Source organism: Micropruina sp., from assembly GCF_047606365.1.
Classification (GTDB): Bacteria; Actinomycetota; Actinomycetes; order Propionibacteriales; family Propionibacteriaceae; genus Micropruina.
Map to the genome: position 1 here is coordinate 18,369 of NZ_JASGEN010000085.1, position 22,605 is coordinate 40,973.

Consider the following 22,605-nt stretch of genomic DNA (forward strand, 5'->3'; position numbering starts at 1 on the left):
TCAGAGGTTGATCTGCGGCATCGACTGGGTGCGGGAATCCTGCTGTGAGACCCGCTCCAGGTATTCCTTCGACTTCACCACTTCACCCTCGAGCACACCGATGGTCTGCGCCATGGTGTCGAGGGCCCGGGCCTTGAACTCGTCGATCGAGTCCATCGTGGAGTAGATGTTGGCGAACGCCGCCTGCAGCTGCTCCAGCCCGATGGTCGAGGACGCGGCCTGCTCCTGGATGCGCGCCGAGTTCTCTTTCAGCATCTCGGAGGTGCGCTGGATCATCTGCGAGGTGGTGGTGTTCAACGCGGTGATCTGATCGAGCACCAGCTTCTGGTTGCCCAGCGCCTGCGCCACGATCACCGCCGTCCGCAGCGCCGAGATCGTGGTCGTCGAGGCCCGGTCGACACCCTTGATCAACTCGATGTTGTTCTTGATGATGATGTCGATCGCCAGGTAGCTCTGGATCGACACCGCCAACTGGGTGAGCAGATCCTGGTGCTTCTGCCGCACGTAGAACAGCACGTCCTGGCTGAGCGCCTTGGCCTTGTCGGGATCGGTCATCTGCAACTCGGCGATCTGTGCCGACAGCCGCGCGTCCAACCGCTCGGCGATGTAGACGTACTGGTTGAGCCGGCCCATCACGGTCCACAGATTCTGCTTCTCCATGTTGAGCGCCACATTGTCCTTGGTCAGCTCGTCCTGACCGCTGCGCAGCGCGTGGAGAATGCCGTTGAGCTGCTGCTGCGAGCTCTGGTAGCGGCGGAAGTAGTCGGTGACCTGATCGCCGAACGGGATCATGCCGAGGAACTTCTTCGGGCCGCGTGCCTTGCCCGGATCGAGGTCCTCGACGGTGCGACGCAACTGCACCAGGGTCTGGCCGACCTTGGACCCCTCGGACAGGCCGCCTTCCTTGAGCGCCCGCACGGGCGCGTTCAGCAGGCGGTTGGAGGTCTCGGCGGCTCTGCGGATGTCGGCGTCGCCCATGCTGCGAACCGCGTCAGCCTGCGCCGAGAAGGTCGGCGACTTCTCTTCGGAGGAGTCGAGTGCCTGCAGGAACTCGTCGACCTTGGCGTCGAGCACCGGCACCTGCGTGGCCTCGACCTGCGGAGCCATCGCCGGGGCCTGCGTCTCGGTGATCACGGCGGGGGCGTCCGGGGCGGTGAGGGTGAGCGTGGCGGGCGGCTGGAGCGGCATCGCGGCGGCGCCGCCGGGGGGCGTGGTGGAACTCATGGGTACCTCTCGACGCGGGCAAAGACTTCCCGCCCAATCTAGCGGGCGGCGAGGACACAAGCAGTGGGGAGAGCGTCGGGGACAACCCTGGAAGCGGGTGCGAATCCCGTGGTCGAGCCTGTCGCGACGCTCCTGAAATGCGAAGCGGGCCCCATCGGCGGATGGGGCCCGCGAATCGCGATGGACTCGAGATGTCAGGTCAGAGCGGCCGAACCCGGTCCGCCTGCGGACCCTTCGGGCCCGACGTGATCTCGAATTCGACCTTCTGGCCCTCGTTGAGGGTACGGAAGCCTTGAATGTCGATGGCCGTGTGATGGACGAAGACGTCCTGCGTACCGCCCTCGACCTCAATGAAGCCGTAGCCCTTCTCGGCACTGAACCACTTGACGGTCCCCTGCGCCATGTACTTCTCCTTAGCCTTAATACGACCGTCGCTGACGGCCACTGCCGAACGAGCTGTCCCAGACGACCAGTGCGGTCGCCCTCGCGGCAGCGCCAGCAACACTCTCACATCCGCCCGCGCCTGTCACTCGCGCGAGTGACCCCGGACGCCGCGTGTCGCCGTCCGGAAAATGTGGGTGGCGGGTGATTCGATGAGGACATGAAATCGGTCGGAGCGCCCACGATGCGCGAGTTGGACGCCGTACAGCGCGAGGCTGTCGAGGCGCACCGCCGCACACCGGTTCTGGTGGTGGGTCCGCCCGGTTCGGGCAAGACGACGGTGGTGGCCGCGGCCGCCGCACTCGAGCTCGGCGAACGCGCCCAGGGCGAGCCTCAGCCGCTGGTGTTGACGTTCGGACGGCGTGCCGCAAGCCAGCTGCGCAACGAAGTGGCGCGGGCGCTCGATCGCACGGTCAGCCCGCCGTGGGTGACGACGGTGCACGCGTTCTGTCTGTGGCTGCTGCGCCGCGCCGCTGCCCCCGGAACGGTCGCGCCGCGGCTGTTGACAGCGCCCGAGCAGGAGTTCCGGGTGCGTGAGTTGCTGGCCGGGCGAGGGGCCGAGGCGTGGCCGGCGGAGATTCACCAGGCGGTCGGCACTCGCGCATTCGCGCGCCAGGTCCGCTCGGCGATCGCGCGTATTCGGCAACTCGGCCTCGATCCCGATGATGTGGTGGCGGCCGGGCGGGCCGCGGGCCGCGACGAATGGGTGAGCGTCGGGCGGTTCTTCGCCGAGTACCTCGACATTCTCGACCACGAGGGCAGCCTCGACTACGCCGAGCTGGTGCACCGGGCTCGGATCGTGCTCGCCGACGAAGAACTGGCGGCGGCGGTGCGGGGCGAGATCTCCAGGGTCGTCGTCGACGAGTACGGCGAACTCGACCCGGCGCAGGTCGGCCTGCTGCGTTCCCTGGTCGGCCCGGGTGGCCCGATCCTGGCCGTCGGTGACCCCGACCAGGTGGTGTTCCGGTTCCGGGGCGCCCATCCGCGTGCTCTCGCCGACTTTCCCGACACGTTCCGTTCCGCCGCCGGCGAGCCGGCCGCGGTGCTCGCACTCGATGCCGTGCACCGGGGTAGCCCGGGCATCACCGCGGCGCGGCGACGGGTCGCCCGTCGGCTGCCGCTCCCGGTGCTGGGTGATGCCGCCTCTCGGGTGCTGCGCGGTGAGGTGGCAGGTGAGCCGAGCGCCGAGGCGGAGGGCGTTCCGGGGGCCGAGGTGCGCACCTTCATCTGTGCGACTGAGGCCGAGCAGGCGCAGTTGATTGCCGAGGAGTTGCGCCGGGCGCATCTCGACGAGGGTTTCCGGCATGCCGACATTGCGGTGCTGGTCCGCTCGGGCCGGCGGCAGATCGCGCCGATCGCCCGCGCCCTGGTGGCGGCCGGTATTCCGGTCGAGGTGGCCGGCGATGAGATCCCGCTGCTGTCCGAGCAGGCCGTCCGGCCGTTGCTGCTGGCCCTCGAGGTGGTGCTGCGGGGGACCGAACCGGGCGGCAGCGAGCTCGAGGCCGACGAGGCCAAACGGTTGCTCACCTCGCCGCTGGTCGGGCTGGACGCCGTGGGCCTGCGCACCCTCGGCCGACTGCTGCTGGAGGTCGAACGTGAAGAGACCGGTACGGCGCTGATCGCACGCAGCCCCGGTCAGCTCATCACCGATGCGCTGGCTGAGCCGGAACGCCTCGCCGGGCTGCCCGACACGCCTGAGGTGACGGCCGTCCGCGGGTTGACCGAGTTGCTGGAGCGCGCGGCGCGGACCCTCCGCAATCCGGCGAGCGGGGCGTCCGATGTGTTGTGGACGCTGTGGTCGGGCACCGAATGGCCGCAGCGGCTGCGCGGGGCGAGCCTCGCCGGTGGCGAAGGCGGACGTCGCGCCGACCGCGACCTGGACGCGGTGATCGCATTGTTCGCCTCGGCCAATGCCAGCGAACAGCCTGCCGGTCCGGGTGGGGTGCGCGGCTTCCTCGCCGAGGTGGCGGCCCAGGAGATCCCGGCCGACACCACCCGCGAGGCCGAGGTGCGCGGGCGGGGCGTCCGGCTCTTGACCGCGCACCGCGCCAAGGGTTTGGAGTGGCCGCTGGTGGTGATCGCCGGCGTCCAGGAGGGACTGTGGCCGGCACCCGGTCAGGGAGCCGCCATCCTGGAGCCGTCCGAACTGGTCAGTGACGGCCTGGTCGGACGTCCGGACGCCCGCGAGGCGGTGGCCGACGAGCGGCGGCTGTTCCACGTGGCGTGCAGCCGGGCCAGCCGCCGACTGATCGTCACCGCCGTGCAGGGTTCGGACGGCGAGGCGAACCAGCCGTCCCGATTCCTCACCGAACTGGGTGTCGAGCCGGCCGAGTTCCAGCCCAGCGCGCGGCCGCTCACCCTGCCCGCGCTGGTGGCCCAACTGCGCCGGCGTGCTGCGGATCCGGGCTGTTCAGCGGCGCTGCGTGAAGCGGCGGCGGCCCGTTTGGCCCGGCTCGCGGCGCTCACCGACTCCCATGGGCGTGCGTTGGCACCGCAAGCTCGGCCGTCCGGGTGGTGGGGGGTGCTGGACGCCACCGGTCGCCCGCCGACGCCCACCGGTCCGCTGCGGATCAGTCCGTCGATGCTCACCGGCATGCTGACCTGCCCGCGGCAGCACTACCTGACCCGGCAGGTGAAGGCCGATCCGCCGCGCAATGCCGCGACCAGCCTCGGCTCGGTGATCCACGTGCTGGCCGAGCACGCCCGCAATTCCGGGCTCGGCTTCGACGAACTCACCGCGAAGCTCGACGAGGTGTGGGGCGAACTGCCGTTCGCGACGGCTTGGCTGTCGGTGGCCGAACGCGATCAGGCGGAGGCGGCGCTGACCCGGTTCCTGAACTGGTCGGACGCCAACGCCGGCACCGAGGTGCTCGGCGTGGAGGTCGACTTCGACGTCGAGGTCGATGTGGCCGGCGATCAGGTGCGGCTGGTCGGCACGGTCGACCGGCTCGAGCGTGCCGCCGACGGACGGCTGCGGGTGGTCGATTTCAAGACCGGAAAGCGGCCGCCGACCGCGGGCGCCACCGCCTCACACGAGCAGCTGGGCGTGTATCAGCTGGCGATCGAGGCCGGCGGCTTCGAACGGTTGGCCGGCCCGGGCGCGGCGAGCGCGGGCGGTTGCCTGGTCTACCTGCGGGTGCCCGGTGGCAGCGATCTCGACGACTATCCGAAGGAATTCCATCAGGCTGCTTTGTCCGAGCAGCCGCATCTGGCCGACGATGACGCGGAGCATCCCAGCTGGGTGCATGAGCGGCTGTCCCGGGCGGTGCGGCTGATCCGGGCCGGCCGTTATCCGGCGACACCGGGCCCGGGTTGTACCTGGTGCCCGTTCGCGGCGAGTTGCCCGGCCAAGCCGGCGGGCCGGCAGGTGGTGGCATGACGGGGGTGCTGGCCACGCCCGAGCAGCTGTGCGAGGTGCTCGGGTTGCCGTTCTCCGAGCAGCAACTGGCGGCGGTCACGGCGCCGCTCGAGCCCGGGGTGATCATCGCGGGTGCGGGTTCGGGCAAGACGACGGTGATGGCGGCCCGGGTGGTGTGGCTGGTCGGCAGTGGCCAGCTGGCACCTGAGCAGGTGCTGGGCTTGACCTTCACCCGGAAGGCGGCCGCCGAGCTGTCGGCCAGGGTCCGGACCGCGTTGCAGCGAGCGGGGGTGATCGACGACACCGGGGTGGACGAGGCGGGGGAGCAGTTGGTGCTCACCTATGACGCGTTCGCCGCGCGCCTGGTGGCCGAGCACGGTCTGCGGATTGGGGTGGAGAGCGATCCGGTGATGATCACGGGTGCCTCCCGGTATCGGCTGGCGGCCCGGGTGGTCACCAATGCCGCCGGACCGTTCGATCATCTGGCGACGTTCGCGCCGGTCACGCTGACCGAACGGCTGCTGAAGCTGGATTCCGACCTCACCTCGCATCTGGTCAGCGCCGCCGAGGTGGGGGCGCATGCGCGCGAGTTCCGCACCGCGCTGGCCGAGGCGCCGCTGAACCGGTACCGCCGCGAGTACGCGTCGGTGCGCCAGGCGCGGGCCATCACCGAACAGCGCCTGGAGTTGCTCGGGCTGACCACCGCCTACGCCGAGTTGAAGCGCAGCCTCGGCTACGTCGAGTTCGCCGACCAGATGGCGGTGGCCGCCGAGCTGGCCCGCCGGGTGCCGGCGGTGTCGGAGTTGCTGCGCCGGCAGTTCCGGGTGGTGCTACTCGACGAGTACCAGGACACCTCGTCGGCGCAGGCAGCCATGCTGCGCGCCCTGTTCTCCGGTGATGATCCGTCGTCGGGGCGAGGGCATCCGGTGACCGCGGTGGGCGATCCGCACCAGGCCATCTACGGCTGGCGCGGGGCCGCCGCCAGCAACATTCTGCAGTTCGCGCAGGACTTCCCGACGGTGCACGGAATGCCTGCCCGGTCGTTCGCGCTCACCGTGAACCGACGCTCCGGGCCCACCATCCTGGCGGTGGCGAACGTGTTGGCCTCCGGGCTGCACACCGATCCGGCGATGGGCGGTGGGGCGGCCGCGCTCGAACTCACCGCGCCGGAGGGGACCCCGCCCGGCCGTGTCGAGGTCGCCGGCTTCGCCACCTGGCCCGAGGAGGTCGCGTTCATCGGTGAACGGATCGCGGCGCTGCACGGCACCGGCCGGGTGGGGTTGTGGTCCGACCTGGTGGTGCTGGTGCGTCGCAACGCGCAGATACCGGCGCTGTACGCCGATCTGAAGGCGCGCGACGTGCCGGTGGAGATCGTCGGCCTCGGTGGCCTGCTGGAGCTGCCCGAGATCGTCGAGGTGTGCTCGGTGCTGGCGCTGCTCGACGACGTCAGTGCGAACCCGGCCGCGATCCGGCTGCTCACCTCAGCCCGGTGGGCGATCGGCATCGCCGATCTGGCCCTGCTCGGACGCCGCGCCGCCGACCTGGCGTCCGTCGAGGGTCCGCGGGACGGCGACCTGGTGGACGACCTGGGCCGAGCGTTGGCGCGCACCGAGGGCGTCACTGTGCCCAGCCTGCTGGAGGCGCTGCACGACCCGGGCGAGCTGCACTACAGCCCGCAGGCCCGCCGCCGGTTCGCCGCGGTCGCGTCCGAGATGGCCGGGCTGCGGCAGCACGCCGGAGAGCCGGTGCTGGATCTGGTCCGGCGGGTGATCAACACGCTGGGTGTGGAGGGCGAGCTGGCGGCGTCCGGTTCGTCGAGCGCCCAGCTGGGGGCCTTCACCGATGCGGTCGCCGCCTACTGCGACGTGGACGGCGAGGCGTCCCTGGGCGGGCTGCTCGCCTACCTGGACGCCGAACGCAACCACGGTGTCGGACTCGACCAGGCGGTGGCCAGCGATGCCGATTCGGTGAAGCTGCTCACCGTGCACAAGGCAAAGGGCCTGGAGTGGGAGGTAGTGTTCCTGCCCGGCATGGCCGAAGGCGTCTTCCCCAACGATCGGGTCACCGAGAACTGGGTGACCAACGCGGCCGTTCTGCCCGCCGAGTTGCGCGGTGACGCGGCGGCCATTCCGCAGTTGGCTGACGCTTCCGATGCCGCCTTCAAGGAGTATGCGGCCGCATTGAAACAGCAGGCGCGGCATGCCGAGGACCGGTTGGCCTACGTCGCGGTCACCCGGGCCAAGCAGCTGCTGGTCGCCACCACCCACTCGTGGGAGGGGGAGTTGATCAAGCCGCGTAAGCCGTCCCCCTATCTGCGGGCCATCGAGCAGCACGGCGAAGTGCTGCGCGAGGCGCCGCCGGCGGAGGGTGAGAATCCGCTCGCCGGGTCGGGTGCTGCGTTGGAGTGGCCGGTGATCGGCGACCCGGAGGCTCGTGAGCGACGGCAGCGGCTGGCGGCCGACGTCGAGGCGGCGTCCGAGCTGTTGGTGCCGCTCGACCCGGTCGGGCTGTCCGCCGAGGAGCAGGCGGAGGTGGCCCAGTGGGATGAGGATGTGTCCGCGCTGGCGCTGGCCGCGGTCGAGGAGCTGGCGCCTGCGCGTCCGGAATACCTGTCGGTGACCGGACTGGTGCGGTTGGCCCGCGAGCCGGACGAGTTCGTGATGGACGCGAGCCGTCCGATGCCGCAGCGTCCGGTGGCGGCACAGCGGCTGGGCACCCGCTTCCATCGCTGGCTGGAGGACCGGTTCTCGCTGGAGCCAACGTTCGACGTCGACCCCGGCCAGGAACCACCCGACGACCCGTACTTCGCCCAGCTGAGCGCGGCGTTCGAGCGCGGACAGTTCGCCACCCGGCGTCCGCGTGCCGTTGAGGTGCCGTTCAGCATGGTGGTCGCCGGCACCATCGTCCGCGGCCGGATCGACGCCGTGTTCGACACCCCCGACGGCTACCTGGTCGTGGACTGGAAGACCGGCGACGTCGACCGCGCCGACCCGGCACAGCTGGCCATCTACCGGCAAGCTTGGGCTGACCTGGTCGGGGCGTCGCCGAGTCAGGTGCAGGCCGGCTTCTTCGACATCCTGGCCGACCGGTTGGTGACACCAAGGCTCCCGCCCGAGTCGGCCTGGACGGACGCGGTGAAACGGCTGAGCTGAGGAATGCGGCGTATCGCTGGGTTGAGCTTGTCGAAACCGTTGTCCGGGAAGGTCTAGACAAGCTCGACCAACGGTGATCCGGGTGGCCTTTGCGTCATCCCGGGCTTCCCCCGGGATCTCCGAAGCCAGCCATCCGTCCGAAGGAGATCCCGGCGTCCCCCGGGATGACGAGTCCACCGTTGGTCGAGCTTGTCGAGACCCTTCTGCCGCGTCGCCGCTGGTCGAGCCTGGCGAGACCCACTCGTCCGGAGGTCGTAGGTTGAGACCCATGGACACCTGGGGCGAGGCGGGACAGCTGGATCGGTGCGAACCTCAACGGCTGGACGCCGACTGGCTCATCGCCCAATGGGCCAACCCCGCCGCGCTCCTACTGAGCGTCGACAAGTCCGGCCAGCTGAACGTTGGCGATGATCTCGCCATCGTCGAACGACGTCCGGCGGGCAAGTTCGACCCCCAGCGGCACTACCTGCTCGGCCTGTCAGCCGGGCGTCCCGTCTTCGTCGAAGCCGCCGACGTCGAGAAGGGCGCCGGTCTGCGCGAGTTGATGCCCGTGCTCGGCCCCGCCGATCGCGAGCTCGTGGTCGCAGCCGTCGCGCTGGTGCAGTGGCATCGCACCCTGCCGCATTGCGGCCTGTGCGGTGCGGCGACGATCGTCACCAACGGCGGCATGGTGCGGCACTGCCCCTCGTGCGGACGCGATCGCTTCCCGCGTAGCGATCCGGCGATCATCGTGGCCGTCCTGGACGCCGACGACCGGCTGCTGCTCGGCCACCAGGGAGTCTGGGCACCGGGCCGCATGTCGATCCTGGCCGGGTTCGTGACCGCGGGGGAGTCTCTTGAACAAGCCGTGCATCGCGAGGTCGGTGAAGAAACAGGGCTCCGACTGTCCGCCGTGAAGTACGTCGCGAGCCAGCCGTGGCCCTTCCCGCGTTCGCTGATGCTGGGCTTTGTGGCACGGGCGGCCACGACCGACATCCAGGTGGACGGTGTGGAGATCGAGTCCGCCCGTTGGTTCACCCGTGAGGAACTAACCGCCGCAGTGCACGCCGGTGAAGTGGGCCTGCCAGGCGAGGCGTCCATCGCGCACCGGCTGATCGCGGACTGGCGGGCGGGACACATTCACGGTCCTGGAGACCTGACGGCCCGGTGAGATCCACTCGTGGCGTCCCTCGGTATTGAACGAAGAAGTCTGGCCGATCGATTTGTTGATGCTAGGCCTGCCGGCTGGCCATAGGCTCCCGAAGGACAGTGACGTCCCCGAACTGGATCGCGAAGGCGAAATCCGGCCAGAACGAAAACCGATGTTCGAAGCGTGTCGGAGTTCCCTCCACGATGTCGATTTCATCTGACACGAGTTCATGGTCGGCATCGCACAGATCGAAATCGATCACCTCTGCCGTCGTCACGGCACGCAGTATCGCGTCGTGATACTCGATCGTCGCGCGTTCGTACCCCGTCTGAAGGTCACCGATCACGAGTGACCACCTGAAGACGGTGCCTTCCACAGTCCAGTCGCGGACCTGAGCGTCGTGCAAGTTGGTGTGAATGAGCGCCCGGATCGTGTCGCTCGAACTGTCGTGGAGTTGATCAAGGTGGCTTTGGTAGCTAGAGATCACGATGTCCTGATCGACATCACCGGAATCGAACTCTGCGTCGAACCATCGAAACGTCACGGCTCCGCTACTCGTCACGCTCAAAGTCTTCCAGCGGCGAGCGGTCGACGCCATTGATCCGGACAGGGATGGTCCGATTCGGCCGGCAGGCTGGGAGACTTCCTCCATGGTCTCGGCTATCTACTACTTCGCGACCACCGAGGATCAGTTGATGCTTCTGGACCATCTTGGTGAGCGAATGAGGGTGACCCTGCACCCCTGGTGGACGGTGGCCGACCCGATAGTCACGTGGACTCGAGATGATGCGCTGCGCGCGAGCGAGGTCATGGTTGCTTCGGCTGAACTCGGAGGCCCGATAGCCATCCGCCCTGGTGACCCCGCGATGGAAGAGTTCAGCAGGGCCGGCGTATTCAACCGCATCAACTGGGAGCGGATGTCCTCCAACGAGGGCAAGGGCATCGTGGATCCCAACTCGTCGCCGGTTCTCTTCTGGCAGCCAGCTGCTGTTGGGGAGGAAGGGATCATCCGGACCAGCAGTATCGGCTCTCAGGCTGACCATCCCGCGGCGATTTCCGAAGCGTACGACCGGTGGGTTAAGCGCACGGCGAGCTGGGTTCGTCGCCGGGGCACGAGGGTCTGGGGCCTCGAACAGGACTCGCTACGACCGGATCTCGACTTCCAGATCGACGTCCTCAACAGCATCTACGCGCTACCCGGAGCCCTCGAGAAACTCGAGTCTGGGGTCGCGGGACGACGCTAACGCCGGCACCTACCTCAGGCGTCTTGCGAGTAGACCAGCGCGGCATACGGACCGATGCTGAAATCGGCCGAGACCGGTTGGTGATCCCACGGGATGGGTGCCGCGTCGAGGTCGGTGGCGTGGACCGCGCCGAAGTCGTGGCCGAACATCGGGGCGTCGCTGTTGCAGCGCAGCCGCCAGGTGCCGGCGTGCGGAAGTCCCACCCGGTAGCCGTCGATCACCTGTGTGGACAGGTTGATGGCGACGATCACGTCGTCGCCCGGGCCACCCTGCCACCAGCGGTGATACATCAACACCTTGCGCTGATCGTCAACCCGCAACAGTGCGGTGTGTGGTCCACGAAGCCCGGCGGTGGTGCCGTCCAGGTTCCGGCGCAGGCGGATCAGTTGTCGGGCCAGGTGCAGGAAGCCGGAGTGTCGATGGGTCTTGTCCCAGGACAGCGGCGCGCGGTCGTCGAACCATCGGTCTTCGCAGAACTCCTGGCCCTGGAAGAGCAGCGGCATGCCCGCCGAGGTGAGCACCAGCGCGAGACCGAGCGCCGCACGTTTGCGCGACGGCCACGAGTCGGCGGCGCCCGGGTTGATCGTCTCCGGGAGTCGTGATCGGCCGTTGGCGACCTCGTCGTGGGATTCGGTGAAGATCACGCGTTCATGGGCGGCGCGCAGATAGTGACCGGTGACCGCGCGAGCCACTGCGGTGGTGTCCCGGTCGGCGTCCCAGGGGGTTTCCAGCGCGCGTCGGACGGGGTGCACGAAGTCGGCGTCCCACTGGGAGTGGAAGCCGAGCCCGCCGTCCTCGACCGGCGTGGTGACCAGCGGATCGCGCTGCATGTCCTCGGCGATCAACAGCTTCCACGGCTGCCGCAGGCGGAGGTCGGTGGTCATCGCGGCCAGATAGCGATGGCCACCGGCGATCCGCTCCCGCGGGTGATGAATGTTGCCCCAGCGGGAGCGGATGTAGTTGGTGCCGTCGAACCGCAGGCCGTCGACCCGGAACTGCTCCAGCCACATCACCGCAGAGTCGCGCAGGAAGTTGCGGACCTGCTTCCGGTCGTAGTTGGGACGGGTGGCGCCCCACGGGGTGAGCGCCCGCCGGTCGTTGTAGAAGTACTGGCCGCCGTAGCCGCGGCGGTAGCTGCCGTCGAAGCGCCACAGGTCGAGGTCGGTCGGGCCGAGATGGTTGTGCACCACGTCCAGGATGACCGCGATACCACGCTCGTGGGCGGCCCGGACGAAGCGGGCGAACGCCAGCGGGCCCCCGTAGCTGGTGTCGATGGTGAACAGATGGGACGGGTTGTAGCCCCAACTGCGCGGCCCGGCAAAGCTGAACGGCGGCATCACCTCCACTGCGTTGACGCCGAGCCACTTCAGGTGGTCGAGCCGGCCGATCGCGGTGTCGAAGGTGCCGGGCCGGTCACCGTCGGCGGTGAAGGTGCCCACATGCAGCTCGTAGAGGACCAGTTCATCCCAGCCGGGCATGGTGAATGGCTGCTCGCCCCAGTCGATGGTGGCGGGGTCGAACACCACCGCGTTGCCACGGCTGTGGGTGACTTCGCGGGCGAACGGGTCGATTCGCCACCGGTACGGCCCGCCGCGGCGGATCAGAAACTTGTACTGCGAACCGCGCCGGGCCTGCGGCACGAAGGCCGACCAGGTGCCCGACCGGGCATGGTCGGGAGCCATCGGAACCCGGCCGGCCGCGGTCCAGCCGTTGAAGTCGCCCGCAACATGCACCGTGCGGGCATTCGGAGCCCAGACCCGGAAGGTCACGCCGTCGTGATGCGGGACGGCGCCCATGCCAGCATGGGGGGACGGAGCGATCGGCACGCTGAGACACTACGCGGCCGCTCCGACAGTCTTTGCGAGCCACACCATGTGATCCTGGGTCATGCCGCGGAGCGGTACGGGAACCCGTCAGGCGTCGATGATTGCGGCAGGCAGCGGAACGTGCGCCGCGAACACCACCCGCGGGCGAAGCCCGTCTGGATAGGGGTCAAGTGCCGGTCCGTGCGCGAAGTCCTCCTCGATGACCAGCAGTCGATACTCGCCTGCCGGTCGAGCCAGGTCGAAGCTGAAGGTGCCGGTGCTGGTGACGTCGCCCTCGCCGTGCGGCCACCCCAGCGCGGCTTCGAGGATGTCGTCCCAAGCCAGCACATCGTCGCCGGGTGTGCTGCGTCGTTGGAGCACCACGCGGGCACGGCTGGGCGTCGCGTCGCCGCGCATCTCGGTGACCGAATCGGCCACTCTGGCGCTCAGCGTGTAGGCATAGCTGTGCCCCTGCAGTGTCACGGTCACCTCGGTGTCGGTGAACGCCCAGCTCAGTCGACGATCCGGGAGCACCTGAATCGGGTCGGCGGTGGCGACCGGTGAGACCCGCAGCGATGCGCCGAGGTCGTCGTCCTCCAGGCTGTACAGCTGGTCGCGGACGAGCGCGAGGCGGACGAACGGGAAGTACAGCTGGGGTGCATCAACCCTGATGTCGGTGTACCACTCTGCTCGCTGCGGGTCCCAGTACACACCACGATCCGACAGGCCGATGGTGGAGCCCGAGCCCATGCTTTCGGCAAGTACGACAGACAGCCAGGCGACGGGATATCCGCCCAAGTACTCCGGGCGCATTCCGGCGAACTGGTTCGTTCGCAACACCTCACGTGCCGGATCCGGAGCCAGCAGGCTCGCCTGCTCATAGAACTCCACTCCGGGTCGCGCCGGCTGGGTGGGAATGCAGGCCAGTACCGCCGGCAACTCGTCCCATCCCGAGAGGAACCAGGGCGTCCCCAGCCACACCCGCAACCAGCCACCCTCGCGGGTGATAGTGGTGCCGTCCACCGTCAACAGGTTCAGCGGCAGCACGTCGGTGATCACCGGGGCCGGTGGACGCCTGGTGTTGCGGACGAGTGTCTGAACCGGTTCGGACGCGGCGGTGACAGTGGTGCCCTCGGGAAAGAACTCGGCGAATCGGCTGCGGGCCACTGCGACCAGATCGAACCGGGGATGACCGGTGGTCTGCAGGTCGATGGTGCGCATCGTGGCCGGAGGAGAGCCGGGTTGCCCGGGTGGGTCGACCACCCGGAGCACTGTCTCGCCGGACGGATCGCCGTTCGGGTCGATCGTCACCGCACGGTTACCGGCCGGTGCCGTGGAATCGATCGGGATGGGCCCCCAGACAACATGACCATCCGCGCCGGCCTCCACGATGCCGACTTCGGCGCTGGGCAGGCTCCAGTGCGCGACCAGGTCGAGTTGCTCGGTGGTCGGAGCGTGCACGGCCCAATCCTGGGCGACTCTCATCGTCGACTGATCCGGTTGCCGATCGACCTGGGCGGTGCCGACCGGTCGCGGCGCGTGCAGCGGCAGGGCGGTGGCGTGCACCAATTCGATGAGAGTGGCGGGAGTGACCTGGGGGTGCCGATGCCGCCGGAGTTGCTCGAGAGCGAAGGCCAGATCGGCCTCGCCGAGCCTCCGGCGCCACAGGTCGGGCAGTGCCAGCAATGCCTCGTCGGCAATCATGCTGGTCACCTCGACAGTGGCCCGCTGCCCGGGCGCCAGTTCGACTGTGACCGAGCGGCCATCGGGCGACATCACCGGTGCGGTGGGCACGCCGCTGGTGGCAACTGCATGCAGTTCGATCGGGCCAGGTCCCTCACCGGTGTCCGGCCATGGCAATCGCAGCTCCTCGCCCGCGTGGAGCCCGGGCAGACCGGAGAGACAGACGCCCGCCGATTCCGGATCGACTAGCCACGGCACCTCCGCGGCACCGGGGAGCAATGCGCCCGCCTCACGTCCGGCGCGCTGGTAGGCCGCCCTGCGGGCGGTCGGATCACTCCCGCCGATCGCATCGTCGAAGACGCCGTGCCGCTCGGCCAGTTCGACCGGGCATTTGGGTGGGAACAGCCGGCGCATGCCCTGTCCGGGAGTTGGCCCGAAGACGTCGGTCCCGGGATCGAACAGGGACCGGACGGCGAGCCGGTGCTCGGTCTCACCGAAGCGCCCTCCGCCGTCCGGATCGGTCAGGCGGGGGTCGTCGGGCAGGCCGACTACCGGCGGTGGCACCGGTTCGTAGCGGAGGAACCGGATGGCTTCCGTTGTCGCCGTACTCGCGATCGCCGGATCGGCGAGCAGAGCGTCCGCCTCGGCAAGGGTCGGCCCGCCTCCGGTCAGGTCGACGGACCGCAGCCGCATCCGGTACGAGCGGCCGAATCTGAGCCGGGGAAGTGTGCCCGGGACGACGGCGGTGTCGATCCGCAGGCCCGTCGACGTCAACGGATCGTTGGTCGCCCGCCGGGTGATCGCAGTGTTGTTGGCCGCTCGATGCTCGTCGAGGGCGTCCTGCGGGTCGGCACTGATCACCTTGCCCGGACGTGGGCAGGCGACGCTCCAACCGTCCCAGGTGACTAGCGCGTCCGGCACCAGCACGGGTGAACCAGGCGCCATCGCCGTCTGGTCGGCGGGGCTCACCACGCACTCGCCGATCGCCGTCTCGTCGACCGTCGCCAGGACGGCCTGGTCCTGGAGGACGTAACCGACATGCCGCTCCTGGAGTGAGAACCAGCGTCCCACGGTCTCGTCGCGGACATCCACGCGGTAGCCCCGCTCGAGTTCCTCGGCGCTCAGCAAACCGTTGCCGTCGGTATCCACCCCTGCGGTCGTCGCCCGGGCCAGCATCGCCCGTGCCGCGTCCTGGGTGGTCAACCTCAAGCCGGTACTGCGGGGGGTGGGCAGAGTTGTCCCGGTCGTCTCGGGCGACACCAGGCCAAGCACCTGCTGGCCGACGGCCTCGAAGTCGAAGCCGACCACGCGGTGGGTTTCGGCGATCGGTGCAAGCCCGACCGCGAGGCCCGCGCGAGAGGCCACGGCGAACCCCGACGGCGCCTGGGTGGTGGCGGCTACCCACGGGCAATCATCGACGTCGCTTGTCGGCTCGGCACGTTCGATCGCGAGCTGCAGGCTGAACGTCGGTGGCTCGCTCGGCAGAGCATCGAGCATGCTTGCCGGCACCTCAATGTCGACCACCAGACCGAGTTTGCGGAGCAGAGCGGGATGAGCTCCCAGTGCCGCCACGATCCGATGAAAGTCGAAGCGTCGCCGGAACTCGGCCGCGTCCGGCGTCAGTTCGGACGGCGGCGTCATCGCCAGGGCATCGGCGAATCGGGCGCATTCCAGGGCTTCGGGGCTCAACCCCTCCGGTGCGGCGTTCGCGGTGCCGTCCGCCCACAGCGCACGGACGCCGAAGTCTCCGCCGGAGGCGAGGAAGCCGGCGGCGTCGGGGGCCTGCCGATCGGCGATCGCTTCAGCGAATGCCGGGAAGAGGCGGGCGGCCTGGAGGGTGGCGGCATCGGGCGCCGGCGCCGGGTCAGAGGTGCCGAGCAGAACCCCGAATCCCTGTGAGGTGTCGTCCAGGGAGACCCCGGTCGTAGCGACAGGAGCGGCGATCGGAGGCGGTTCTGCTGCGGCGGCGGCAATACCCTGCTCGAGTGCGCCGACCACGGTGCCGCTGCGATAGCCGAGCACGGTGCAGTTGGTCAGGTCGTCGGCCTGAAAGGCCTCGACCGTGGTGTCGGCGCCGAACATGCGCACCCACAATTCCGAATCCGCCGTGGACACTACGCGCGCGGGTGCGTTCGTTCCCGGATCCATGGAAAGGGTCAGTCGGCAGCCGGCCAGTGCGGCGGGCCAATCGCGCAGCGTGGACAACTCCTCCAGCGTGTGCAGCGCCGGTTCACCGTCGGCCACGGTCACCCGTAGTGCGACGAACACGGCCAGGGACAGGTCGCCTGAGGTTGTCCGGCCCTGCGGTATCGGTATCCATGACAGTGTCGTCTGCGGGCTCATCGCTACGCCTCTCGATCGAACGGGATCCGGCGGATCACGGCAGTGCCTCGGGCGCGAAACCGGCGCAATAGGCATCCCAGTCGTCCGGTTCGAGGCAGTCGAGGAACGACGGGTCGGCGGCGGAACCGGCGAACTCGCGGCTGATGCTGAGGGTCACCGCCTTGCTGAAGAACAACACCCGGACACCCACCGTCACGCTCGCCGTGCCATAGAGGATTCCTTGGCCGTTCTGTTTGCGGTAGCCGAGTTGCAGGTAGAACTCGACGTACAAGGTGACGATGCCGAGCACGCTCAAGTGTCCGCTGGCCCGTAGATAGGCCTCGAAGGTGAGTTCCTTCCCACCCTGCTTGAGACCGAAGTGTGCGCCGGCCATCACGGAAATGCCACCCGAGGCGACCACGATGTCGAGTTCCATCGATCCACCGAACTCGATGCCGGCGTCCAGGCTGCGCAGCCCATCCGGACCGAGCTCAAGCGCCAGCCAGCCACCGCCGCCGAACATGGACACGGTGGCGAGGAAGGGACGGTCGCGACGGGCGACCTCGAGCCGGAAGGTCATCGGTTCGGCGGTGAACGGGATCCGAACCAATGCCGAGATCGACAGGTTGGAGATCTGCACCAGGCCCATGGCCAGGGTCGGCAACTGCAGTTGGAAGCCCGCGGTCACCCCGCCCGCGTCGATATCGACCCGGGTGCCGGATCCTTGGCCGAGGCCCGCCAGGGTGTTCGCGATGTCCTGAAGGAACTCCAGCTCCTTCTTGAACGCCACGACCAGGCCGGCGCCCAGGCTCATGGTGGTGCGTCCGTTTTCGTCGCTGCTGAAGTCCAGCTTCGGGAAGGTGATGTCCACCAGGCCAGCAAGGTCGAAGGTGAGCCCGGTCACGGTGCCGCTCGTCCGTGGCGGACGAATCCCGCCGGCAGTGAGTGCGACGGTACCGGTCAGGGAGAGTAGGGCGTCCGCAGCTGCCCTGATGCCTAGCTGTGATGACGACTGAAGGCGGGCCTGGAAGGTGTAGCGAACCACCTCCTGCCCAGCTGGTCCCGTTCGGCTCAATTGGGGTGTGCTGGGCAGCGTCGCGATCAGGTCGAGCAGGTTGATACTGCCGAACAGCTTGGGCGATGGGAATGCGCGCTCCAGCACCTCCCGAGCAGGAGCCTGGTCGGGGGTCAACCCGGCGACCGCGGAACTCACCAGGCCATCGCGAGTGGTGAGTAGATCGACGTTTCCGCCGGGGTTACCCAGCCCACCCGTCGCTCCGGTGGGCAATCGGAGGCTGGTCGGCTCCATCGCGAGCAGTTGTCCCGCGGGGTTCGCCACCGGATCGAACCCGGCGGCCACGAACGCCGCGTCGAAGCCGGCGGTCACGATCGGTGCCTCACCGCCCAGACCGGCCAGGGCGTCGAGGGCGATGCTCAGCTGTCGCAGATACGGCACCACCGGCCGCGTGGGGTTGCCGGTCGCGGCAAGTCCGAACGCGGCACCGGTCACCGTGACGGTGTCGGCGGCGCTGTCATCGGGTGAAGTACCCAGCGCCACCGCAGTCGGCTGCGCCACCGCCCAGGCGCCGTCCCCGAGCAGTCGGACCAGGCCGGCCGGGTCGGCACCGTCGGGTAGGAACGCCAGCGGCATCCGCAGGCTCGCTACACGCCCGCTGCGGTCCATCGCCACCAGATCGGCCAGCAGCGAGCCTGACGCGGTGGTCAGCCACGAGGCCTCGGTGAGCGAGGCGCTGTTGATCGTGAGCCGGTCCAGCTGAAGGGTCAGCGTCCGCCACGGCATCGTCCGGCCGCCGTCGGGCGCTCCCGGCCACGAGTCGAACTGGACGGTGTGCTCCAACACGGTCAGCTCGGTGGTGTCCGTCAACGTGGCGGTGATGCCTGGTGGGCGAGCGCGGATCACCCGGGCCGCGGTCACGGTGATGTTGGCCCGATGGCCGGTGGACAGTGTGCCGGAGACCGTGCGGCGGATCCGCGCGTCGCGACCCAGGGCGGTGCGGTGCTCGTAGGCGAACGCGGCGTCGTCGCTCACCGGACCGGCGAGATCGACACTGCCGCCGAGCGGGGTCGCGATGAGTCGGCGCACCAGGAAGGACGCCCTGGGTGCATACGGGAACGGGTGGTAGAGCACCCCCGAAACCGTGATCTGTCGTGGCTCCTGACCCGGACGCGGGAACGCAACCGCCTGGATCCGTTCCGGGAACCGTCCGGGAGGGACCGCCAGCCCGGTCACCACCGACGCCGTTCGGAGACGGGCATGCCATACCGGCGTGGCAGCAGCGCCCGGTGTGACGGAAAACTGCCACTCGTCGGGGCCCATGGTGAGGGTGAGGTTGGCCAGTACGCCGATCATCGTGTTGCCCTGCTGCGGTGTCCAGCCCGCCAGCAGATCGAGCAGGCCACCACTCGGCAGCGGCCAGCGGTCGACGGCTTCCTCCGGGACGAACTGGAAGCGGGCCCACGCCCCGGCCGCCACCAGGGGTACTGCCGGCGCCGCGAAGGTGGCGAGCGTGCTCGCGTCGGCGGGCAGAGACGCCTCGTCGTAGGTCTGGAAGGACGGCTCCATGAAGTGCTGCGGCGGCAACTTCAGCACCAGGGAGGCCTCACCGGGCCTGATTCGCACCAAGGCACGCCCGCCCGGGGCGTCCGGGTCGCTGACCACGGTGAGGTTGTCGAATTGCAGCAGCGCCACCAACAGGTCCTCTGGTCTCACCACATTGCGGTCCATATCGCAGCACGCTAGACGCGCCCCAGCGTGAACGAACCTTCCGCGTACCACTCAGTGGCACACCCCGTTTGAGCGCTTTCGGATCAGTATTCGCCCGCCGATTCCCTCCTCGTTCGCCGGGAACGCGTTTGCTTCCCACTGAGTGGGAAACGTCTGCTGCCGGAATGTCAGCCCGGGGCTACGTTCGTCGAAAGATCCATTGAGAGAACAACGATCCATCGAGAGCAGAGCAACCGATTCGGTGGCCGTTCGGTCGGAGGGCAGGTGGCAGATGCACGACAGCGTGCGTACCACGTGGATATGGACCAATGAGCCCTACGAGGGGCGGGTCCGATACATGTACCTCGATTCCAGAGGCTGGGTGACCACGGGTATCGGCAACAAGATCGATGAGACTCCGCGAGAGCTATCGCCGGCAAGCGCCGCCGAACGCGAAAGGTCATTGGTGTTGGCCAATCAGTTGTCCTGGGAACGCAATTCGGACGGTGGGCTCGCCGACGGCGGCGAGGTGGCCCGTGATTGGGACGCCGTGAAAGGGCGGCTCGACCTGGCCGCCGCCGGGCATACAGCCTTCGCGCCGCCGTTCACCTCGCTGCATCTGCAGGACGAAGTGATCGATGACTTCGTGATGCGCCGGTTGGACGGCGATGAGCTCGAACTGATGCGGCGGCCCGAGTTCGCCGACCTGGAGAACTGGCCGGCGGACGCCCAGCTGGCCGTACACAGCATGGCGTGGGCGATGGGGACCGGCAAGTTTGAGCAGTTCACAATCTTCCGTGGCGCCGTAGATACCCGGGACTGGCGAACGGCGGCCGAGCAGTGCCGGATGAAACCGGACAGCGGCACCTTGCGACTGCGCAACATCTTGGATCGGCAATCGCTGCTGAATGCGGCAAGGGTGGACGACGAGGGCCTCGATCCAGCGCTGCTGGTGTTCGATCTGACCGGTCTGTTCGGCGTCCAGGCGGCCCTCCTTTCCATCGGCTACGACCCCGGACCACTGGACGGCCAGACGGGTCCCGCGACGCGCGGCGCGATTTCGGATTTCCAACTGGCGATCGGTCTGGCTTCGACCGGGGAGCCCGACGCCGACACGATTGAGGGGTTGGCGGAGTCCCTCGACGGTTCGACCTTTGTGGGTCTGACTACGTAAGGCACAGGGAAGGGGTCGAGAAATGATCACCCAGGCATCGTTCGCCGGTTGGGCCGTCACCGGGGGCACCAGCATGACGATGGCGCGCGTTCTTGCTGCCGTTGAGAGCCGCCTACTCGCCGAACAGCAGGCCGAGGGTGACACCGGTTCGCTGGCGGAATGGATCGGTCTCGACGAACCGGTCCGGAGCGTTCGCGGGCCGGGCCAGGGCAATCACAGCAATGGCAATGCGGTCGACATCAACTACAACACCGCGCCCTACATCGCGACCCGTAGCGGCGCGACCTACGGCGGCGAGAAGTCGAGTCTTCCGGAGGCCGGCGTGCGGGCGATGCGGGAGCGCGCGGTGCAGGCCTGTGACAATGCGGTCGCGTTCGGCGACTGGGGAACCACGCGGGCCGACCTGAGTGTTCGCCAGAACGACACCATCAGCCAGACCTACGACCGCTTCCGATTGGTCTCGGATGCGCTCATCTACTACTTCGCGGGTGTCATCTCGGGGGAACTCCGACAGATCAATCGGCCGCCGATCCCCAATGTTCAGGATTTGCCGGACGGCGATCCGGCGTTCGCCGCGATCGGCGCCAACGAACTGGCGACAGACCCCGCCTCGGCGATCGCGATGCTGCAGACCTTGTTGGACGATCCTGATTGGCAAGCCGTGCATCCCTCCTGGCCCTGGACGGCAGAGCAGCAGTATTGGCAGACGCTGCGCGATTTCGAACTGGTCCGGACACCGATGTTGTTCGGCAGTGCCAGTGAACCGGTACGCACCACCCGCAACCCGGCGCGTGGATTCCTGCCCTTCCGCCGGGAACTCGTCGTGGCCATGATCGAGGAGGGCGACGCGATTCTGGGCCAGCCGGCCGGTCGAGGAATGCGGTGGGGCGCATCGGATTTCGGGGCGCCGTCCAACGGCGACATCCAGCATTTCGACCTGGGCTATCAAGCGGCGTTCGAATAGCCGGCCAATTGGCTTGGGAAAGAGGCTGAGGAACTGTTTCGAGCGCCGGTCCTAGGCCGATGCGCGGAGCCGACCCGCAATCGCCTCGGCGGCGCCCAGGATGCGACCGGAGAACCGTTCCGGGGTCAGCCGTCCGGCTCGGACCGTCAGGCCGATGACACCACAGGTCTGGCCGGCCGGATCACTGATCGGTGCGGCCACGCAGCCCCAACCCTGGGCGAAGCACTCCTGTTCGACCGCGAAGCCTGACTCGCGGCACCGGGCCATGCCTTCGCGAATCTGATCGTGTCGGCGGGGCGCGTACGGGGTGCTCCGAGGTACGCCACCGGCGAGCAGATCCTCCACCAGATCAGGCCTACCGGCCACCGCAGCTCGCCCGCCCGCGGCGAGCAGAAGGGCCGTGCGGTGTTGCCCTTTGGGCCACGGAATGGAGGCCATCTGGCCGGGCAAGGCGCCATGGCTGCGCGAGAGCATATGGACGTCCTCACCCTCGACCAGATAGAGCCAGGTGAACTCACCGGTCCGTTCATACATTTCCCGCACATACGGATCCGCGACCTGTCGCAACTCATTGCTCGCGACTGCCTGACAACCCCAGGCCACGATCCTGCTGCCCAGCCGGTACAGGTTGTCCTTCTTGAGTAGCACGCCCCGATGGCAGAGGTCCTCGGCGAGCCGGTACGCGGTGGAGCGCGGTATCCCGGTGTGCTCGGTCAGCGCGGCGAGGCTCGCCACACCCGATAGGGCGACCAGGTCCAGGATGGCGACGGTGCGGCCGCTGACCGTGTGATCGTCCATGGAGTCCTCCGCCTGTGTGGACAGTGGCGGGGCCGGCGCGCTGACATCGTCAGACCGCGCCGAACCTGATTGTTGTTAACTAATTTCCCTTCCCGGGCTGAGCTGAGCAAGCCTGTTCGAGGTGGCATAAGTGCCGATTCCAGGTCGGCGTAACCTGCTCTAGAATTTCCCTTCAGGTGGGCGGCGCCGAATTTTCCCGCTGCCGCTCCAATGCCATCAATTCGGTGGTTGTGATCCGATGGGGATCGGTCACCCGCCAGCCGGAAGCTGCGGATGCCAGAACGGTGACGAGCAGCACGATGACACTCGATACCGGTGCGGGGACCGCCGCCAACGCTTGATCGACGTCACTCGCGCTCGGCGCCTGGCCCCATACCGTGACCCCGAGTACCCAGATCAGCAGTGTGCTGACGGATGCACCGGCACCAGCCCCGGCCGCGGATGCAAGCACCTTGGGACTGACGGGATTCTCGGCGCTCATAGTGCCCCCTTGCACCGATGGATACGGGGATGAACCGCAGGGTTCTCTCTTTGCCAGAATCCTGAACCCCGGGCCGAATCTGGCACCACACGGACATCTCACTGA

General features: G+C 68.4%; 14 protein-coding genes. 6 read left to right on the top strand and 8 right to left on the bottom strand.

What is annotated here, in order from left to right:
- Together QM624_RS09775 and QM624_RS09780 are read right to left on the bottom strand one after the other, a co-directional pair.
- Entirely contained in the window at positions 1-1,224 is a 1,224-nt protein-coding gene (locus QM624_RS09775) for a toxic anion resistance protein (protein ID WP_415091250.1), read from the bottom strand.
- A gap of 199 nt (positions 1,225-1,423) precedes the next feature.
- On the bottom strand, positions 1,424-1,627 hold the full coding sequence (locus QM624_RS09780) for a cold-shock protein (RefSeq protein ID WP_298130889.1): 204 nt from the start codon (positions 1,625-1,627) through the stop codon (positions 1,424-1,426).
- A gap of 198 nt (positions 1,628-1,825) precedes the next feature.
- Between QM624_RS09780 and QM624_RS09785 the strand changes: the two genes are divergently transcribed.
- From QM624_RS09785 to nudC, 3 genes are all read left to right on the top strand, one after another.
- On the top strand, positions 1,826-5,044 hold the full coding sequence (locus QM624_RS09785; RefSeq protein WP_415091252.1) for an ATP-dependent helicase: 3,219 nt from the start codon (positions 1,826-1,828) through the stop codon (positions 5,042-5,044).
- Entirely contained in the window at positions 5,041-8,175 is a 3,135-nt protein-coding gene (locus QM624_RS09790; RefSeq protein WP_415091254.1) for a UvrD-helicase domain-containing protein, read from the top strand. The genes QM624_RS09785 and QM624_RS09790 overlap by 4 nt, the downstream gene beginning before the upstream one ends.
- 268 nt (positions 8,176-8,443) lie before the next feature.
- Positions 8,444-9,325 carry an NAD(+) diphosphatase gene (gene nudC / locus QM624_RS09795; RefSeq protein WP_415091256.1) on the top strand — a complete coding sequence of 294 codons (882 nt, stop codon included), beginning with the start codon at positions 8,444-8,446 and terminating at the stop codon, positions 9,323-9,325.
- A gap of 61 nt (positions 9,326-9,386) precedes the next feature.
- Here the strand turns inward: nudC and QM624_RS09800 are convergent, their stop codons facing one another.
- Positions 9,387-9,866 carry a hypothetical protein gene (locus tag QM624_RS09800; RefSeq protein ID WP_415091258.1) on the bottom strand — a complete coding sequence of 160 codons (480 nt, stop codon included), beginning with the start codon at positions 9,864-9,866 and terminating at the stop codon, positions 9,387-9,389.
- Positions 9,867-9,954: 88 nt separating this feature from the next.
- Here QM624_RS09800 and QM624_RS09805 point away from each other — a divergent pair, with 88 nt between their 5' ends.
- Positions 9,955-10,548 (top strand): hypothetical protein, encoded by a 594-nt coding sequence (locus QM624_RS09805; protein ID WP_415091260.1) that lies wholly within the window; start codon positions 9,955-9,957, stop codon positions 10,546-10,548.
- A 14-nt stretch (positions 10,549-10,562) separates the two neighbouring features.
- Here QM624_RS09805 and QM624_RS09810 read toward each other — a convergent pair whose 3' ends face one another.
- The 3 genes from QM624_RS09810 to QM624_RS09820 form a co-directional block, all read right to left on the bottom strand.
- Complete coding sequence (locus QM624_RS09810; protein WP_415091262.1) at positions 10,563-12,374, bottom strand: alpha-amylase family glycosyl hydrolase; 1,812 nt, start codon at positions 12,372-12,374, stop codon at positions 10,563-10,565.
- A gap of 87 nt (positions 12,375-12,461) precedes the next feature.
- Positions 12,462-16,379: a hypothetical protein gene (locus tag QM624_RS09815; RefSeq protein WP_415091264.1), complete on the bottom strand. Its 3,918-nt coding sequence runs from the start codon at positions 16,377-16,379 to the stop codon at positions 12,462-12,464.
- 34 nt (positions 16,380-16,413) lie between these two features.
- Positions 16,414-19,068, bottom strand: coding sequence for a hypothetical protein (locus QM624_RS09820; protein WP_415091266.1), 2,655 nt, complete (start codon positions 19,066-19,068; stop codon positions 16,414-16,416).
- 307 nt (positions 19,069-19,375) lie between these two features.
- Here QM624_RS09820 and QM624_RS09825 point away from each other — a divergent pair, with 307 nt between their 5' ends.
- A complete protein-coding gene (locus QM624_RS09825) occupies positions 19,376-20,257 on the top strand; it encodes a peptidoglycan-binding domain-containing protein (RefSeq protein WP_415091268.1) in 882 nt (293 codons plus the stop codon).
- A 22-nt stretch (positions 20,258-20,279) separates the two neighbouring features.
- On the top strand, positions 20,280-21,221 hold the full coding sequence (locus tag QM624_RS09830; protein ID WP_415091270.1) for a hypothetical protein: 942 nt from the start codon (positions 20,280-20,282) through the stop codon (positions 21,219-21,221).
- A gap of 51 nt (positions 21,222-21,272) precedes the next feature.
- On the opposite strand, the gene QM624_RS09835 is transcribed toward QM624_RS09830, so the two are convergent.
- Both QM624_RS09835 and QM624_RS09840 read right to left on the bottom strand, forming a co-directional pair.
- A complete protein-coding gene (locus QM624_RS09835) occupies positions 21,273-22,019 on the bottom strand; it encodes an IclR family transcriptional regulator (RefSeq protein WP_415091272.1) in 747 nt (248 codons plus the stop codon).
- A 172-nt stretch (positions 22,020-22,191) separates the two neighbouring features.
- The gene (locus QM624_RS09840) at positions 22,192-22,500 is read right to left on the bottom strand and encodes a hypothetical protein (RefSeq protein WP_415091274.1); all 309 of its coding nucleotides are present in this window, start codon (positions 22,498-22,500) and stop codon (positions 22,192-22,194) included.
- Positions 22,501-22,605: the final 105 nt, after the last annotated feature.